Here is a 17,371-nt window from a genome sequence, read left to right as displayed (position 1 = left end):
CATCCTTTGCATCCCGGAGCGGTCCCGTCGCGGTCCGCGTCCGGAAAAAAACTCAGCGTGCCAGCGCCTCGACCCGGTCCGCCGCGACGCGGCGCGCCTCGGCGTCGGTGTCGCGCACCGCGCCCAGGTCGCGGAGCGGCCGGTGCGGCAGCGTGCCCAGCACCCCCTCGACGATCCGTTCGATGTCGAGAAAACCGATCCGGCGGTCGAGAAACGCCTGCACGGCCACCTCGTTGGCGGCACTGAGAATAGTAGGAGCGCCCCCACCGCTTTGCAAGGCGGCCCGGGCCAGCCGCAGGGCCGGGAAACGCTCGGGGTCCGGCGCCTCGAAGGTCAGGGTTGCCGCCTTGACGAGATCCAGCCGTTCGGCGGGCGTCGGGATGCGCGCCGGCCAGCCGAGCGCGTAGGCGATCGGCGTGCGCATGTCCGGCGTGCCGAGCTGCGCCAGCACGGAGCCGTCGACATACTCGACCAGCGAATGCACGACCGATTGGGGATGGACCAGCACGTCGATCTTCTCTTCGGGGACGCCGAAGAGGAAATGCGCCTCGATGATCTCCAGCCCCTTGTTCATCATGGTGGCGCTGTCGATGGAGATCTTGGCGCCCATCTCCCAGGTCGGGTGGGCGACCGCCTGCTCGCGCGTCGCCGCCGCCATGAAGGCGCGGTCCTTCGTCCGGAAGGGGCCGCCGGAGGCGGTCAGGATCAGGCGCTGGACGCTGTCCAGACGGTCGAAGTCGAAGACCTGGTAGATCGCCGAATGCTCGCTGTCGACCGGCAGCAGGTTGGCGCCGTGACGGCGCACCTCCTCCATCATCAGGGCGCCGGCGCAGACCAGCACCTCCTTGTTGGCGAAGGCGACGCAGGCGCCGCGGCGCACCGCGGCCAGTGTCGGCTCCAGCCCGGCGGCGCCGACGATGGCGGCCATCACCCAGTCGGCCGGACGCTCCGCGGCCTCGGCCACGGCCTGCGGCCCGGCGGCGGCCTCGACGCCGGTTCCGGCCAGCGCCTCCTTGAGGTCGGCGTAGGCGGCGGGGTCGGCGACCACGGCCAGTTTCGGGCGGAGCTGCCGCGCCTGCTCGGCGAGCAGGGCGACGTTGCGGTTGGCGGTCAGCGCCTCGACCGGAAAGCGCTCCGGATCGCGGGCGACGAGGTCCAGCGTCTGCGTGCCGACCGACCCGGTCGACCCGAAGATCGTCACGCGGCGCGGCGCGTCCCCCGCCCCTTCAGCCTTCACAACCATGACCCCGTCACCACCATGCGATTGCCGTGCCGATGGTCGCGTGGAACAGGGCCAGCACCGGGGCCGCGGTGAGCAGCCCGTCGATGCGGTCCAGGATTCCCCCGTGACCAGGAATGAGATGGCCGCTGTCCTTCACGTTGTAACGGCGCTTGACCGCGGATTCGAAGAGGTCGCCCGCTTGCGCCACTACGGCGAGGACGGCGCCAACCGCAAGAGCCAGAAGCGGACGCTGCGCGCCCGCCGCCAGAGCCACCCCCCACCCCACCAGGGCGGAGGAGGCCATGCCCCCGATCAGCCCGGCCCAGGTCTTCTTCGGGCTGATGCGCGGGGCCAGCTTCGGCCCGCCGATGCTGCGCCCGGCGGCGTAGGCGCCGATGTCGGTCGCCCAGACGCCCAGCATGGTGAAGAGGAACAGGGCGAGGCCGGAGTCCGGGTCGTCGCGAAGCCACATCAGGCCGGCCAGACCGGCCACGACGTAGAGGACGCCAGTTCCGGACAGGCCGCGGTCCGGTCCGCCCGACGCGACAGCCACGCCGGCCGCGGCCAGGATGGCGACGACGACGGCCGCCCACGGTCCGGCGGCGATCTGCGCGCCCAGCGCCAGAAGGACGCCGGCCACCGATAACGCGATGGCCGCGCCCTTGCGGCGGCAGGGAACGAGGTTGCCCCACTCCACGGCGGAGGCCACGGCGCCGAGCGCGATGAGGACGTGAAACACCCAGCCGCCGGCCCAGACCGCGGCCAGGACGAGCGGAGCCAGGACGAGCGCCGAGATGGCGCGCGTCTTCAGGTCGCCGGATTTAGCGGATGCCGGTGGTTGCGCCGAAGCGACGTTCCCGTCGGTGGAACTCTTCAATCGCCGCCTCCAGGTCACGCTTGGAAAAATCAGGCCAGAGCGTGTCCACGAAGACCAGCTCGGCATACGCCGCCTGCCACAGCAGGAAGTTGCTGATGCGCTTTTCGCCGCTGGTGCGGACGATCAGGTCGGGGTCCGGGATGTCGGCGGTGAACAGGCGTTCGGACAGCCGGTCCTCGGTGATGTCCGCGGGATCGAGCGTGCCCGCCTTGACCTCCTCGGCCAGACGCCGCGCCGCCAGCGTGATCTCCTGGCGGGAGCCGTAGCTCAACGCCACCACGAGGGTCAGCTTGCGGTTGTCGCGCGTGAGGTTTTCGGCGTTGTCGATCAGGCTGACGATGTCCTTGGACAAACGGGCCCGGTCGCCGATGACGCGCAGGCGCACGCCGTTGCGGTGGAGGTCGGCAATCTCGCTGCGCAGGTAGAAGCGCAGGAGCTGCATGAGGTCGGACACCTCCTCCTCCGGCCGACGCCAGTTCTCGGACGAGAAGCTGAAGATCGTCAGATAGCCGATCCCCAGTTCGCCCGCGGCTTCGACCGTCCGGCGGACGGCGTCCACGCCCTTTTTATGGCCGGCGGTGCGGGGCAGCCCTCTGGACTTCGCCCAACGCCCGTTGCCGTCCATGATCACGGCCACGTGCGCGGGCGGGCGCAGGGGGCGGCTGTCTTCCGCGTCGCGCATGCCGTCAGACCTGCATGATGTCCTTTTCTTTCGCCGCAAGCGCATCGTCGACCAGCTTGATGTACTGGTCGGTCAGCGCCTGGACCTTCTCGCCGAGTCCCTTGTGCTCGTCCTGCGAGATGTCGCCGGCCTTCTCGGCCTTCTTCAGGCCGTCCATGCCGTCGCGGCGCACGTTGCGCACGGCGACGCGGGCCTGCTCGGCGTACTTGTGGGCAACCTTGGCGAGCTCCTTGCGGCGCTCCTGCGTCAGGTCGGGCAGCGGCACGCGGATCGACTGGCCTTCCGTCTGCGGATTCAGGCCGAGGCCCGAATCGCGGATGCCCTTCTCCACGGCCTTGACCATGCCGCGGTCCCACACCTGCACGACGATCAGGCGCGGCTCGGGCACGCTGACGGTGCCGACCTCCTTGAGGTGCATGCGGGCGCCGTAGGCCTCGACGGTCACGGGCTCAAGCAGGCTGGCGGAGGCGCGGCCGGTGCGCAGGCCGCTCAACTCCTTGCGAAACGCCTCAAGCGCTCCTTCCATGCGGCGCTTGAGATCCGACTGGAGGTCCGATGTATCAGGCGCAGCCACGGCTCACTCCGTTTCTTCGTTGATGATCGTAAACTTGCCCCGGCCCTGCATCACCTCGGCGAAGGCGCCGGGGGTGTGGATCGAGAACACGAGTATGGGGATGTGGCTCTCGCGCGCCAAGGAGATCGCGGAGGCGTCCATCACCTGCAGATCGTTCGCCAGGACGTCCAGATAGCCCAGGCGCTCGTAACGCTCGGCGTCCTTCACCTTCTTCGGGTCGGCGGTGTAGACGCCATCCACCTGCGTGCCCTTCAGCAGAGCGTCGCAGCCCATCTCCGACGCGCGCAGCGCGGCGGCGGTGTCGGTGGTGAAGAAGGGGTTGCCGGTGCCGGCGGCGAAGATCACCACGCGGCCCTTCTCCATGTGCCGGATGGCGCGGCGCCGGATGTAGGGCTCGCACACCGACGACATGGGAATGGCCGACTGCACGCGGGTCGCGACACCCATCCGCTCCAGAGCGCTCTGCATCGACAGGGCGTTCATCACGGTGGCGAGCATCCCGATGTAGTCAGCCGAGGCGCGCTCCATGCCGCTCGCCGCACCCTTCACCCCGCGGAAGATGTTGCCCCCGCCGATGACCAGGCTGACCTGGACGCCCAGCTCGATCACCGCCTTCACCTCGTTGGCGACGCGGTTGACGACGTCCGGGTCGAGGCCGTAGTCGCGCTGACCCATCAACGCCTCGCCCGACACCTTCAGCAGGACTCGTTTGAAGCGGATGCCGTCAGCCGGCTCGGTGGTCCCGGTGCTCTGGGCCATGGGGGGCTTTCTCCCGGTTGGTGTGAAGAGTGCGTGCGGCGGGCTGCCGGTTCCTTACTTCTGGCCGGCGGCGGCGGCGACTTCGGCGGCGAAATCGCTCTCCGCCTTCTCGATGCCCTCGCCCAGCGCGTAGCGGACGAAGCCCGTCACCTTGACCGGGGCGCCGACGTCCTTGGCGGCGTTCTCGACCACCTTGCGGACCTTGGTCTCGCCGTCGATCACGTAGGTCTGCTCCAGCAGCACCACTTCCTCGTAGTACTTGCGGATGCGGCCTTCGAGCATCTTCTCGACGATGTTCTCCGGCTTGCCCGAGGCGCGGGCCTGCTCGGCGAGCACGTTGCGCTCACGCTCCAGGGCGGAGGTGTCGACATCGGCGATGTCCAGGGCGTCCGGACGGGCGGCGGCGATGTGCATGGCGATCTGCTTGCCCAGATCGTTCAGCTTGGCGGCGTCGCCGGTCGACTCCAGGGCGACCAGCACACCGATCTTGCCGAGGCCCGGCGCGATGGCCGAGTGGACGTAGGACACGACGACGCCCGCCGGGACCGACAGCTTGGTCGAGCGGCGGATGTTCATGTTCTCGCCGATGGTGGCGATCAGGGTGGTCAGCTCTTCCTGGACCGTGCGGCCGGCGTCCGGATAGGCGGCGGCCTTCAGGCCCTCGACGTCGCCCGAACCCGACAGGGCCAGTTCGGCCGCCTTCACGGAGAAGGCCTGGAACTTGTCGTTGCGCGCGACGAAGTCGGTCTCGGCGTTCACCTCGACGACGGCGCCCGCGGTGCCGGCGGTGGCGACGGCGACCAGACCCTCGGCGGCGACGCGGCCGGACTTCTTGGCGGCGGCGGCGAGGCCCTTCTTGCGCAGCCAGTCAACGGCGCCCTCGAGGTCGCCCTGGGTCTCGGCCAGCGCCTTCTTGCAGTCCATCATGCCCGCGCCGGTCTTCTCGCGCAGTTCCTTGACGAGCGCGGCGGTAATCTCGGCCATGGTTTCGCCCTCTTCCTTCCGAACGGATCCAAGCGGATCGGGTTGATCCTAACAACTCATAAAAAAGGCAGCCGGGCCATAGGTCATAAGGCCCGGCTGCCCCGTATCACCGGGATCAGGCCTGGGCCTGTTCGGCCTCGGCCCCTTCCTCTTCCGGCAGCTGCTCGGCCGGAGCCTCCTCGGAGGAGCCGACGTCGATGCCGGCGGCGCTCATCTCAGCCTGCAGGCCGTCGAGCACGGCGCCGTTCACCAGCTCGCAGTACAGGTCGATGGCGCGCAGAGCGTCGTCGTTGCCCGGGATCGGGAAGGCCACGCCGTCCGGATCGGAGTTGCTGTCGATCACCGCGATGACCGGGATGCCCAGCTTGTTGGCTTCCTTGACGGCGATCGACTCCTTGTTGGTGTCGATGATGAAGAGGACGTCCGGCAGGCCGCCCATCTCCTTGATGCCGCCCAGCGCGCGCTCCAGCTTGTCGCGCTCGCGGGTCAGCTCGAGGATTTCGCGCTTGGTCAGGCCCGAGGTGTCGCCGGCCAGACGCTCTTCCATCTCGCGCAGGCGCTTGATCGACTGGGAGATGGTCTTCCAGTTGGTCAGCATGCCGCCGAGCCAGCGGTGGTTGACGTAGTACTGGCCGCACTTCGACGCGGCCTCGGCCACCTTCTCCTGGGCCTGGCGCTTGGTGCCGACGAACAGGACGCGGCCGCCGCCGGCGACGACGTCACGGACGGCCTGCAGGGCGCGGTGCAGCGCCGGGACGGTCTGCTCCAGGTCGATGATGTGCACGCCGTTGCGCACGCCGAAGATGTACGGGCCCATCTTCGGGTTCCAGCGGCGGGTGTGGTGACCGAAGTGGACGCCGGCTTCGAGCAGCTGGCGCATGGTGAAAGACGGAATAGCCATTTGGAAAAGTCCTTTTCCGGTTGCTCCGCCGCGGGCACTGTCCGTTTGACAGGACACCGGATCGGGCCATCGGGGTAAAGCCGAGGGACCGCCAGCCCGCGTGAGGTTTTGACGACGGCGCTTACATAGCCCGCCGCAACCGCTTTGGCAACACCGGTTTGGTAATTGCTTGAGGCCGATTGCGGCGCAGCGCGCACGGCTTCGCCGCGGGAAGCGCGATCGCTACAGCTCGACCACCTCGACCACCCCCGGCACCGCCTTCAGCGCGGCGCGGCTCTGGTTGGTGATGTTGAAGGAGCCGGGAAGCTGGATCTCCACCTCCTTCAGCGGGTCGATCTCGACCAGCAGGTGGATCTTGCCCTTGCCGCGGGCCAGCCGCTCCAGCATGCCGCGGATGCTCTCCACCGGCCCGCCGTCGCGCACCACCACCTTCAGGCCGTCCGACACCTGGGCGACGGCGTCCTCCAGCGGCTTCACCTCCTGGCAGGTCAGGCGGATGTCCTCGCCATTCATCTGGACGTCCACGGTCATCAGCACCGGGCGCCCGGCCTCCAGCAGGTCGCGGTTGGTCGCCAGCACCTCGGAGAAGACGGTCACCTCGTAGCCGCCGCTGGAGTCGGACAGCTCGACGAAGGCGAAGCGGTTGCCCGACTTGGCGGTCTTCTCCTTGCGGCTGACCACGATGCCGGCGACGCTGCGCCGGGTCGAGCCGCCGCCGGTCACCGCCGTGGCGAGGTCCGCCGACCGCACCACCCGCATGCGGGCGAGCGGCCCAGCGAAGGCGTCCAGCGGGTGGGCGGACAGGTAGAAGCCGATGGCGCCGAACTCGTGCTTCAGCTTCTCCAACGGTTCCCACTCCTTCACCTTGGGCAGGTCCGGCTCCTTCAGCCCGCCGCCGGCGCCGCCGAACAGGTTGCCGATGCCGCTGTCGCGCTCCGCCGCCTCGGCCTGGGCGTAGCGGATCAGAGTCTCCAGCGCGGCGTGCACCTGGGCGCGGTTCGGGTTGATGCCGTCGAAGGCGCCGGCGCAGGTCAGGTTCTCCAGCTGACGCTTGTTGATGGTCTTCAGGTCAAGGCGACGGGCGAAGTCGAACAGGCTCTTGTAGGGGCCGTTCCTGCGCCGCTCCTCCACCACCGCCTTCATGGCGGGCAGGCCTACGCCCTTCACCGCGGCCAGCGCGTAGCGCACCGCCTTGGTGCCGTCGGGCAGTGCCTCCACCCCGAAGATGCTGTCGGACCTGTTGATGTCCGGAGTCAGCAGCTTGATCTTCAGCCGCACCAGCTCCTGCCGGAAGACGTTCAGCTTGTCGGTGTTGCCGAGGTCGAGCGTCATCGACGCCGCCATGAACTCCACCGGGTGGTTCGCCTTCAGATAGGCGGTGTGGTAGGCGACCAGGGCGTAGGCGGCGGCGTGGCTCTTGTTGAAGCCGTAGCCGGCGAACTTGGCCACCTGATCGAAGATCATGCTGGCCTGATCGGGGTCCACGCCCTTGTCCTTGGCGCCGACGACGAACTTGTCGCGCTCCTTGTCCATCTCCTCCTTGATCTTCTTGCCCATGGCGCGGCGCAGAAGATCGGCACCGCCCAGCGAATAGCCGGACAGCACCTGGGCGATCTGCATGACCTGCTCCTGGTAGATCATGATCCCGAAGGTCTCCTTCAGGATCGGCTCCAGGGCCGGGTTCATGTAGTCGGGCTGCTCCTCCCCGTTCTTCACCTTGATGTATTTGGGGATGTTGTCCATCGGGCCGGGGCGGTAGAGCGACACCAGCGCGATGATGTCCTCCAGCCGGTTCGGCTTCAGCCGGCGCAGCACGTCGCGCATGCCCGAGCTTTCCAGCTGGAACACGCCGGTCGATTCGGCGCGCCCCAGGATCTCGTAGCTTCGGGGATCGTCCAGCGTGACGGTGGTCAGGTCCGGCTTTTCCGGAATCAGGTCCACCGCCGTCTTCAGAACGGTCAGCGTCTTCAGGCCGAGGAAGTCGAACTTCACCAGACCGGCCTGCTCGACGAACTTCATGTTGAACTGGGTGACCGGCATGTCCGACCGCGGATCGCGATACAGCGGCACCAGATCGTGCAGCGGCCGGTCGCCGATCACCACGCCCGCCGCGTGGGTCGAGGCGTGGCGGTACAGCCCCTCCAGCTTCAGCGCGATGTTGACGAGCCGCGCCACGGTCTCATCGCCGTCGCGGGCCTGGCGCAGCATCTCCTCGCTGTCGAGCGCCTGCTGGAGCGTCACCGGGTTGGCCGGGTTGTTCGGCACCAGCTTGCAGATCTTGTCCACCTGCCCGTAGGGCATCTGCAGCACGCGCCCGACGTCGCGCAGCACGGCGCGGGCCTGCAGCTTACCGAAGGTGATGATCTGGGCGACGCGGTCGTAGCCGTACTTGTCCTGGACGTAGCGGATCACCTCTTCGCGGCGGTCCTGGCAGAAGTCCACGTCGAAGTCGGGCATCGACACGCGTTCGGGGTTCAGGAAGCGCTCGAACAGCAGGCCGAAGCGCAGCGGGTCCAAGTCGGTGATGGTCAGCGCCCAGGCGACGACCGAGCCCGCGCCCGAGCCACGGCCCGGCCCCACCGGGATGTCGTGCGACTTGGCCCACTTGATGAAGTCCGACACGATCAGGAAGTAGCCGGGGAACTTCATCGACACGATGACGTCCAGCTCGAACTCCAGCCGCTCGAAATAGGTCTTGCGGGTCTCCGCGCGCTGCTCCGGCGTCATGTCCGGGGTGTAGACGACGCTGTTCAGCCGCATCTCCAGACCCTCGCGGGACTGGGCGCGCAGTTCCTCGCCCTCGTCGCGGCCGCCCTCGCAGGGGAAGGGCGGGAGGATGGGCTTGATCGGCTTCAGCAGGAAGGAGCAGCGCTTGGCGATGGCGACCGTGTTGTCCACCGCCTCCGGCAGGTCCTTGAACAGCTCCCGCATCTCCTCCGCCGACTTGAAGCGGTGGTCGGGGGTGAGGCGGCGGCGCTCGGTCTGGCCGATGTAGGCGCCCTCGGCGATGCAGAGCAGCGCGTCGTGCGCCTCGTACATGTCCTCGGTCGCGAAATAGCAGTCGTTGGTGGCGACCAGCGGCAGGTCGTGGGTGTAGGCGAGGTCGATCAGCGCCGGCTCGATGGCGTCCTCGATCACCGCGAAATGGTCGCGGTGGCGCTGAAGCTCGACGTAGAGCCGGCCGGGGAACAGCCGCTTCAGCCGCTCCAGCACGTCGAGCGCCAGATCCTTCTGCCCCTCGCCCAGCAGCCGCCCGACCGAGCCGGCGGGGCCGCCGGTCAGCGCGATCAGCCCGGCGGAATGGCCTTCAAGCGCATCCAGTGGAATCTGCGGCCCGGCCATGGGGTCGGATTCCAGGAAGGCCTTGGAGACCAGCTTCATCAGGTTCCGGTAGCCCTCGTCGGTCTGGCAGAGCAGGACGAGCTGGTCGGGAACCGACGCCGCCTTGCCCGGCAGGCCCGGCTTGCCGTTGGCGGGGCCGACTCGGGTGATGCCGAGGACCGTGCCGATGATCGGCTGCACGCCCGAATCCGCGGCGGCCAGCGCGAATTCCAGCGCGCCGAACAGGTTGCCGGTGTCGGTCACGGCGACCGCCGGCATGTCCTTCTTCTGGCAGAGCTTGACCAGCTCCTTCACCTTGATGGCGCCCTCGGACAGGGAATAGGCGGAGTGGACGCGCAGGTGGATGAAGTCGGCGTGGGGCATGGCGGAGATGGGCACCGGTTCCAGCGAAGGGGGGGGACGTCTCCCCTAGTCGTCGCGCATCCCGTCCCGCACTGCAAGGGACCAAGCGCGGGCCCGGCCATGCGGCGATGCGCCAACCCGATCGAGGGCAAGGGAAGATTCCCCGATCATGCGTGTTCGTGCTATCGAAAGAGGCGGAGCCACGATCCAAGAATGACCCATTCCATGCGAAGCATCCGCTCCAGCGCCGTCCTGGCGGTGCTGGCGGCCACGCTCCTCACGGCTTGCCAGACCACCGGCGCCCCCGCACCGTCCGCGGAGCAGACCCACCGGCCGCCGCCGACCGAAATCCCCGCCTCTCCCCTGTCCGACGCGCCGGGGCGCGTCGTCGCTCAGAACAAGGGCTGGGTCGTTCGGGTCCATCCGGCGACCGAGACCGGCTCGGCCTATTGCTACGCCACGCGGACCGACGACTCCTCCCCCCTCTCCTTCCGGGCGACGGCGAAAGGCGCCGCCATGCTGGTCAACGCCGACCAGCACGCCCAGGCCGGCAAGGACACGGAAAGCCGCCTGACCGCCATCTTCCCCGACGGCGAGACCATGGCGCTGGAGGCGAGCCCCCTGCCCGACGGCGGCGTGGTGGTACCGGTCGAGCTGCCGAAATACGAGGATCTCTTCGAACCCTTCATGCGGTCACGTGCCGTGACGCTGCAGCGGGACGGCGGCGGGACGGACATCGGCGACGTGAATCTCGGCGGTTCCTCCTGGGCGCTGGCCGCGCTGGACGAGTGCCGCATCCTGCACACGGACAAGTGAAGCGATCCGGGGGTCTGACCCGCGACGGGCGCATTGGGCGGCGCGTTGACCGCCGGGGCGCGCGTCTCTAGCCTCGGCCCCATGCGCACCGCCCACATCGGCCTTGCCGTCGCCGTCGCGGCGATCTGGGGCTTCAACTTCGTCGCCATCAAGGTCGGCCTCGCGGATTTCCCGCCGATCCTGTTTTGCGCCCTGCGCTTCGCGCTGGCGGCGCTGCCGCTCGCCGTGCTGGGGGTGCGCGGCGGTCCGCCCGTGCCCTGGCGCTTCATCCTGGGCATCGGAATGGTGCTGGGGGTGGTGAAGTTCTCGCTGCTGTTCGTCGGGATGGACATCGGCATGCCGGCGGGGCTGTCGTCGCTGGTGCTGCAGTCCCAGGCCTTCTTCACCGCCCTGTTCGCCGCGGCGGTGCTCGGCGAACGGCCCGGACCGAAGCAGGTGCTGGGCATGGCGGTCGCCTTCGCCGGGATCGGCGTGATCGCGCTGGAGATGCCGGCGGGCGATTCGCTGCTCGGGCTCGCCCTGGTCATGGCGGCCGCCGCGGCCTGGGGCGTGGCGAACCTGCTGATCAAGCAGGCCAAGGCGCCGGACCTGTTCCGCATGATGCTGTGGGTCAGCGTGGTGCCGCCGATCCCGCTGCTTCTGCTGTCGCTGGGGCTGGAAGGGCCGGACCGGGCGTGGCAGGCCCTGACCCATCTGACGCCGCTTGGCGTCGGGGCGGTGGCCTACATCGCCTTCGGGGCGACGCTGTTCGGCTTCGCCGCCTGGGGCTTCCTGCTGCGCCATTACCCGGCGAGCCTGGTGGCGCCCTTCTCGCTGCTGGTGCCGGTCTTCGGCATGAGTTCCAGTGCGCTGGTCCTGGGGGAGAGCTTCACACCGCTGAAGCTGGCCGGTGCGCTTCTCGTCCTGGCCGGGCTGGCGGTGGCCGTGCTGAAGCTGCCCTCCGCACGGCCGGCCACCCACCGGCCCTGACTCGCGCCTGACCGCTCAGGTCAGGTTCTTCTTCAGGAACTCCACGGACCGGCCCCAGGCGAGGTCCGCCGCCTCCTTGTTGTAGCGCTCCGCCGACGTGTCGTTGTGGAAGGCGTGGTTCACGTTGTCGTACATGAAAAGCTCGTACGACTTGCCAGCCTTCTTCAGCGCCTCCTCATAGGCTGGGACCTTGGCGTTCACATTGTTGTCCAGCCCGGCGTAATGGAGCAGGAGCGGCGCCTTGATGGTGGTGACCAGCGCCGGGTCGGGAGACGGACCGTAGAAAACGACACCCGCCTTGAGGTCCGGCGCCTTGATGGCCAGCCGGTTGGTCATGCCGCCGCCCCAGCAGAAGCCGATGGCTCCCACCTTGGCGTTGGAGTAGCGGTAGGCCATCAGGTCGCTCATCGACGCGATCAGGTTGTTCACCGCCTTGTCGGCGTCGAGCTGTCCGATCATCTCCCGGGCACGGTCGGGGTCCTGCGGCGTGCCGCCGAGGGGGGACAGCAGATCCGGGGCCATGGCGACGAACCCGGCCACCGCCAGCCGCCGCGTCACGTCCTCGATGTACGGGTTCAGCCCGCGGTTCTCGTGGATCACCACCACGGACGGCGCCTGCTCGGCCAGCTTCGGGCGGGCCCGGTAGGCCTGGACATCGCCGGTCGCGCCCTGGAAGGTGACGCGGTCCGTGGCGATTCGGCTGTCGTCCTCCGGGACCTCGGCGGCCAGGGCGTAGTTCGGCTCGATCTGGGAGAGGATCGCCGGTATGGCCGCCGCGCTGCCCGCCAGCACCGCCAGCCGCTCCAGGAAGACGCGGCGCGGCAGCGGCCGGTGGGTGTACTCGTCGTACAGATCGATGATCTTCTGATCCATGGACTCCGGTCCCTCCTTGTTGGGTTGCGCGAAGTCTGCCCCAGGACGCGCCGATCACCAATCCGCCGAACGGCGATGCCACTCTTACGCGGTTCGGCCGGTTGCCCGGCCGCGCCGCGAGGGCGATCAAACCCTGGCGTGCTCCACGAGAAGCCCGTCGCTCATCTCGAACACCCGGTCCATGCGGTTCGCGAGCTCCAGGTTGTGGGTGGCGATCAGGGCGCCGACCCGGGCCTGCCGCACGATGGTGGTCAGCATGGCGAAGACGCCCTCCGCGGTGTGCGGGTCGAGGTTGCCCGTCGGCTCGTCGGCGATCAGCAGCCCCGGCCCGTTGGCCAGGGCGCGGGCGATGGCGACCCGCTGCTGCTCGCCGCCGGACAGGCGGGCCGGGCGGTGGCCGGCGCGCGGCTCCAGCCCGACCATGCGCAGCAGTTCCAGGGCGCGCTCGCGGGCGGTGCGCTTCGCCACGCCGTTGATCATCTGCGGCAGCACGATGTTCTCCAGCGCGGAGAATTCCGGCAGCAGGTGATGGAACTGGTAGACGAAGCCGACGGAGCGGCGGCGCACCTCCGTCCGCTTGCCGTCGTCCAGGGCCGACACGTCGGTCCCGGCGATCCGCACGGTTCCGGCGGTCGGCCGCTCCAGCAGGCCGGCGATGTGCAGCAGGGTCGATTTGCCGGCGCCCGAGGGGCCGACCAGGGCGACCAGCTCGCCGGCATGGACGGTCAGCTCCGCCCCGCGCAGCACCTGCAGCTCCGTCCCCGCCTGCTCGAAGGTGCGGACGATCCCCGACAGTTCCAGCATCGGCTCACTCATAGCGCAGGGCCTCCACCGGATCGAGACGGGCCGCCCGCCAGGACGGGTAGACGGTGGCGGCGAAGGACAGGCCCAGCGCCATCAGGGTGACCTGGACCACTTCCGACCAGTCGATCTTCGCCGGCAGTTGCGAGAGGAAATAAATCTCGGCGTTGAACAGGTTGGTTCCGGTCAGCGCCTGGATGCCCTGGCGGATCGTCTCGATGTTCAGCGCGAAGGACACGCCAAGCGCCACGCCCACCAGCGTCCCCGCCACCCCCACCGAGGCGCCGGACAGGAAGAAGATGCGCATGATCATGCCGCGGGTGGCGCCCATGGTGCGCAGGATGGCGATGTCCCGCCCCTTGTCCTTCACCAGCATGATCAGGCTGGAGATGATGTTGAAGGCGGCCACCGTGATGATCAGCGACAGGATCAGGAACATCACGTTGCGCTCGACCTGGAGCGCCGTGAAGAAGCTGGCGTTGGACTGCTGCCAGTCGACCACCCGCCCCACCCCGGCCACCGCCGACTGGATGGCGTCGCGCGCCGCGCGGATCTGGGTCGGGTCGCTGACGAAGACCTCCAGCGAGGTCACCGCCTCGCCCGTGCGGAAGAAGGCCTGGGCCTCCGGCAGGGGCAGGAAGATGAAGCTGTTGTCGTATTCGAACATGCCGACGTCGAACACCGCGCCGATGGTGAAGCTGCGCATCCGCGGCACGGTGCCGAAGGCGGTGACGTTCCCCTGCGGCGCGATCAGGGTGAGCTGGTCGCCGACCGCCAGCCCCAGCCGCTGCGCCATGCGGATGCCGATGGCGATGTTGTCCTCGCCGAACGCCTCCGCGGTGCCGCGCACGATGTTGCGGGACAGCGTCGGGCGCACCCGGAAATCCTCCGGCCGCACGCCGCGCACCACCGCGCCGGAGGCGACCCCGCGCACCGACACCAGCGCCTGCCCCTCCACGGTCGGCGTCACGCCGACCACGCCGGGCACGCCCTGGAGCCGCTGCACCAGCGGGTCGTAGTCGGGCAGCGGGCCGCCGCGGACGCTGTAGACGTTGAGGTGGCCGTTCAGGCCGAGCACGCGGCCCAGAAGCTCCGCCCGGAAGCCGTTCATCACCGACATCACGATGATCAGCGTCGCCACGCCGAGCGCGATGCCCAGCAGCGAGAATCCCGCGATGACCGAAATGAACCCTTCCTGGCGGCGCGCCCGCAGATAGCGCATCGCGACCATGCGTTCGAAGGCGGAGAAGATCATGCGGCTCCCGATGAGCGAAAGGCCGGCGACGAAGGGCCGGCAAAAGCAAAGGCGGCGGACCGCAACCAGTCCGCCGCCCCGCAACATAAGTGCTTAACCGTGGCAGGAAAAGGGCGACCTTCCAAGGCGCCCGCTCCCCCGCCCCACGGTGTTACGCCGAGAGCTTTTCCAGGGCGCTGTCCACCGACAGCTCCTGCTTCTCGCCGGTGGCGCGGCGCTTCAGCTCGACCACGCCGTTCTTCAGGCCGCGCGGGCCGACGACAAGCTGCCACGGCAGGCCGATCAGGTCCATGTCGGCGAACTTCACGCCCGGACGCTCGTCGCGGTCGTCGTACAGCACGTCCATCCCGTTGGCGCGGAGCTTGTAGTACAACTCCTGGCAGACGCGGTCGGTCTCGGCGTCGCCGACCTTGAGGTTGACGAGGCCGACGTTGAAGGGCGCCACGGCGTCCGGCCAAATGATGCCGTTGTCGTCATGGCTGGCCTCGATGATGGCGCCCATCAGACGCGACACGCCGATGCCGTAGGACCCCATCTCGACCGGGACCGGCTCGCCGCCCGGACCGGCGACGACGGCGTTCATCGGCTTCGAATACTTGGTGCCGAAGTTGAAGATGTGGCCGACCTCGATGCCGCGGGCCGACACCAGGTCCGACTCCGGAACCGGGCAGTTGCCGGGCTCGTGCTTCTCGTCGGTCGCCGCGTAGATCGAGGTGTAGGTGTCGAAGAAGGGCTGCAGGTCCTCGTCGAAGCCCGGGGCGTTCTGCAGCACGTCCAGGGTCAGCCAGTCCTTGTGGCAGAAGACGCCGCTCTCGCCGGTCTCGGCCAGGATGATGAACTCGTGGCTGAGGTCGCCGCCGATGGGGCCGGTGTCGGCGCGCATCGGGATCGCCTTCAGCCCCATGCGGGCGAAGGTGCGCAGATAGGCGAGGAACATCTTCTGGTAGGAGCGCCGGGCGCTGGCCGCGTCGATATCGAAGCTGTAGGCGTCCTTCATCAGGAACTCGCGCCCGCGCATCACGCCGAAGCGGGGGCGGATCTCGTCCCGGAACTTCCACTGGATGTGGTAGAGGTTCAGCGGAAGCTGGCGGTAGCTCTTCACGAAGGCGCGGAAGATGTCGGTGATCATCTCCTCGTTCGTCGGACCGAACAGCATCTCGCGGTCGTGGCGGTCGGTGATGCGCAGCATCTCCTTGCCGTAATCGTCGTAGCGGCCGCTTTCCTTCCACAATTCCGCCGACTGGATGGTCGGCATCAGCAGTTCCTGGGCGCCGGCGGCGTCCTGCTCCTCGCGGACGATCTGCTCGATCTTCTTCAGGACCCGATGGCCCAGCGGCAGCCAGGCGTAGATGCCGGCGCTGGTCTGGCGGATCATCCCGGCCCGCAGCATCAGGCGGTGCGAGACGATCTGCGCCTCGGTCGGGGTCTCCTTGAGGGTCGGCAGGAAGAAGGTGGACAGCCGCATGGCTCTGCTCTCGGTTTCGAGGGGATTCGTCCGGCGGTGCGCCGGTCCGCAACAGGGAGAGCGACTTTAGGAAGCCACCGCGCGCTTGTCCATCGTCACGGCGTGCGGCGGAGGACGGATCGGCCTATTGGGCGGTGCGGCAATAGGCGTAGACCTCGGCCTCGCTCGGCGCGCCGATGGGCTGGCCGTTGAAGTAGAGCCGGTTGGCGTACCAGGTCAGATAGCCGACCTCGACGCCCGGCGCCGCACCACCCTGCGGCACCGGGAACCCCATGCGGCGGGCGAAGTCCACCGTCACCGGGATGTCGAACCGCTCCAGCGGCGGAGCGGCGCCGGCCGATCCCGGCAGGTCGGCGGGGGCGACCGCCTTGCCGTTCACGTCCACGCCCGGCGTGTATTCCACCCCGGCCGCCGGCCGGTGGGCGGTCAGGAACCGGCAGGCGGACAGGTCGATCGGCTGCGCCGCCACCCCGTTGGAAAACGCCAGAAACGCGACGAGAAGGGGAACGGAACGGCGGATCATGGCGGACCTCAGCCTTGGGCGGCGGCGGATTGCTTCATGGACTTCCAGTAGGCGGCGAGATAGGGCATGCCCTTCTCGGCCTCCTCCTGGGTGCGGGCCGACTGCCGGATGTATTTGCCGAGAAACGGCTTGTTCACGAACTCCATGTCGACGGCCGCCTTCAGCACCAGGAACTCGCCGATCCGGTCCGGCAGGTTGTAGTGCCATTTCTGAAGGCAGTCGGAGGTCACCCCCGGCTTCGCCTGGTCCTGGCCCGACAGGTAGAACTCCTGGTGATGGTACTGGTTGATTTCCTTCCAGGCCTGGAAGATGCGCGCCGGCTTCACGCGGACCAGCCCCTTCAGCACCTTGATGTCGTCGTGGAACAGCGGCAGGTAGCCGCGGCGCTCGGCCTGCTCGTTCAACATGGTGTAGAGGCCGGCCATGACGTCGCCGTCGGCGCTCTGCTCGCTGGTCTTCCGTTCCGGCTTGTCCGTCTTGCGCCCGAACAGCGAGGCGAAGAATCCCTTCTTCTTGGCCGGCGCCGAGGAGCCGCTGTCGGCCCCCACCTTCCGCTCGTCCCACAGCGCGTCCCAGGCGTAATCCCAGGCGGTGAAGACGGCGTTGGAGCGGTCGTCGAGAACGGTCAGCAGATAGTCGCGCCCGTCGCGCGGCCAATCGACGTCGCCGACGATGGCCCGCACCGGGCGGCGGCTCAGCAGCACCGGGAAGATGCCGACGCGCACCAGCTCGGCGTAGATTTCCTGGAAGGACGGGGTCAGGGCAAAGGGGAGCTTGGCCGCCGGCTGCTCTTCGGGGGTCAGCAGTTCAAGACTTTTGCGGGTGCGGTCGAGCAGCTCGGTGGTCAGAATGGCCGCGAACTGTTCGAACTTCTCGTTATCCCCCGCGGTCATCGGCGCCTCGGCATCGTTCTCCCCGCTGACGGCCGCAAATTCCGGCTGCGAACGCCGCCGCACTTGAATCCAAAGCCGGAACGGACGCTCGCC

General features: G+C 68.5%; 16 protein-coding genes. 2 read left to right on the top strand and 14 right to left on the bottom strand.

Features of this window, described 5'->3' with window-relative positions:
• Positions 1-52: 52 nt before the first annotated feature.
• The 8 genes from ABVN73_RS04570 to dnaE all read right to left on the bottom strand — a co-directional run bounded on the left by ABVN73_RS04570 (position 53) and on the right by dnaE (position 9,704).
• Positions 53-1,243: a 1-deoxy-D-xylulose-5-phosphate reductoisomerase gene (locus tag ABVN73_RS04570; protein ID WP_353859115.1), complete on the bottom strand. Its 1,191-nt coding sequence runs from the start codon at positions 1,241-1,243 to the stop codon at positions 53-55.
• Positions 1,244-1,250: 7 nt separating this feature from the next.
• Positions 1,251-2,099 (bottom strand): phosphatidate cytidylyltransferase, encoded by an 849-nt coding sequence (locus ABVN73_RS04565; RefSeq protein ID WP_353859114.1) that lies wholly within the window; start codon positions 2,097-2,099, stop codon positions 1,251-1,253.
• Positions 2,044-2,781 carry an isoprenyl transferase gene (locus ABVN73_RS04560; RefSeq protein WP_353859113.1) on the bottom strand — a complete coding sequence of 246 codons (738 nt, stop codon included), beginning with the start codon at positions 2,779-2,781 and terminating at the stop codon, positions 2,044-2,046. Before ABVN73_RS04560 ends, ABVN73_RS04565 begins: the two co-directional genes overlap by 56 nt.
• Before the next feature lie 4 nt (positions 2,782-2,785).
• On the bottom strand, positions 2,786-3,307 hold the full coding sequence (gene frr, locus ABVN73_RS04555) for a ribosome recycling factor (RefSeq protein ID WP_051140191.1): 522 nt from the start codon (positions 3,305-3,307) through the stop codon (positions 2,786-2,788).
• A 51-nt stretch (positions 3,308-3,358) separates the two neighbouring features.
• A complete protein-coding gene (pyrH, locus tag ABVN73_RS04550; protein WP_353859112.1) occupies positions 3,359-4,114 on the bottom strand; it encodes a UMP kinase in 756 nt (251 codons plus the stop codon).
• 54 nt (positions 4,115-4,168) lie between these two features.
• Positions 4,169-5,098, bottom strand: a complete 930-nt coding sequence (tsf, locus tag ABVN73_RS04545; RefSeq protein ID WP_353859111.1) for a translation elongation factor Ts — start codon at positions 5,096-5,098, stop codon at positions 4,169-4,171.
• A 115-nt stretch (positions 5,099-5,213) separates the two neighbouring features.
• On the bottom strand, positions 5,214-5,999 hold the full coding sequence (gene rpsB, locus ABVN73_RS04540; RefSeq protein ID WP_137140392.1) for a 30S ribosomal protein S2: 786 nt from the start codon (positions 5,997-5,999) through the stop codon (positions 5,214-5,216).
• 222 nt (positions 6,000-6,221) lie between these two features.
• Positions 6,222-9,704 (bottom strand): DNA polymerase III subunit alpha, encoded by a 3,483-nt coding sequence (gene dnaE / locus ABVN73_RS04535; RefSeq protein ID WP_353859459.1) that lies wholly within the window; start codon positions 9,702-9,704, stop codon positions 6,222-6,224.
• 204 nt (positions 9,705-9,908) lie between these two features.
• On the opposite strand from dnaE, the gene ABVN73_RS04530 reads away from it, so the two are divergent.
• Positions 9,909-10,499, top strand: coding sequence for a hypothetical protein (locus ABVN73_RS04530; RefSeq protein WP_353859110.1), 591 nt, complete (start codon positions 9,909-9,911; stop codon positions 10,497-10,499).
• 81 nt (positions 10,500-10,580) lie between these two features.
• Positions 10,581-11,468, top strand: coding sequence for an EamA family transporter (locus tag ABVN73_RS04525; protein WP_353859109.1), 888 nt, complete (start codon positions 10,581-10,583; stop codon positions 11,466-11,468).
• Positions 11,469-11,483: 15 nt separating this feature from the next.
• Here ABVN73_RS04525 and ABVN73_RS04520 read toward each other — a convergent pair whose 3' ends face one another.
• From ABVN73_RS04520 to ABVN73_RS04495, 6 genes are all read right to left on the bottom strand, one after another.
• Complete coding sequence (locus ABVN73_RS04520) at positions 11,484-12,341, bottom strand: dienelactone hydrolase family protein (RefSeq protein ID WP_353859108.1); 858 nt, start codon at positions 12,339-12,341, stop codon at positions 11,484-11,486.
• Between the two features lie 126 nt (positions 12,342-12,467).
• The gene (locus tag ABVN73_RS04515; protein ID WP_170295923.1) at positions 12,468-13,157 is read right to left on the bottom strand and encodes an ABC transporter ATP-binding protein; all 690 of its coding nucleotides are present in this window, start codon (positions 13,155-13,157) and stop codon (positions 12,468-12,470) included.
• Positions 13,150-14,397, bottom strand: coding sequence for a lipoprotein-releasing ABC transporter permease subunit (locus ABVN73_RS04510; protein WP_353859107.1), 1,248 nt, complete (start codon positions 14,395-14,397; stop codon positions 13,150-13,152). Before ABVN73_RS04510 ends, ABVN73_RS04515 begins: the two co-directional genes overlap by 8 nt.
• A 151-nt stretch (positions 14,398-14,548) precedes the next feature.
• Positions 14,549-15,862: a proline--tRNA ligase gene (gene proS / locus ABVN73_RS04505; protein ID WP_353859106.1), complete on the bottom strand. Its 1,314-nt coding sequence runs from the start codon at positions 15,860-15,862 to the stop codon at positions 14,549-14,551.
• A 124-nt stretch (positions 15,863-15,986) separates the two neighbouring features.
• Positions 15,987-16,385: a hypothetical protein gene (locus tag ABVN73_RS04500; RefSeq protein ID WP_353859105.1), complete on the bottom strand. Its 399-nt coding sequence runs from the start codon at positions 16,383-16,385 to the stop codon at positions 15,987-15,989.
• 8 nt (positions 16,386-16,393) lie between these two features.
• Complete coding sequence (locus ABVN73_RS04495; protein ID WP_353859104.1) at positions 16,394-17,278, bottom strand: hypothetical protein; 885 nt, start codon at positions 17,276-17,278, stop codon at positions 16,394-16,396.
• Positions 17,279-17,371 lie beyond the last annotated feature (93 nt).

Source organism: Azospirillum formosense (assembly GCF_040500525.1).
GTDB classification, from domain to species: domain Bacteria; phylum Pseudomonadota; class Alphaproteobacteria; order Azospirillales; family Azospirillaceae; genus Azospirillum; species Azospirillum formosense_A.
The sequence above is the reverse complement of the archived record's forward strand: the minus strand, read 5'-3'. Positions and strand labels throughout refer to the sequence as shown.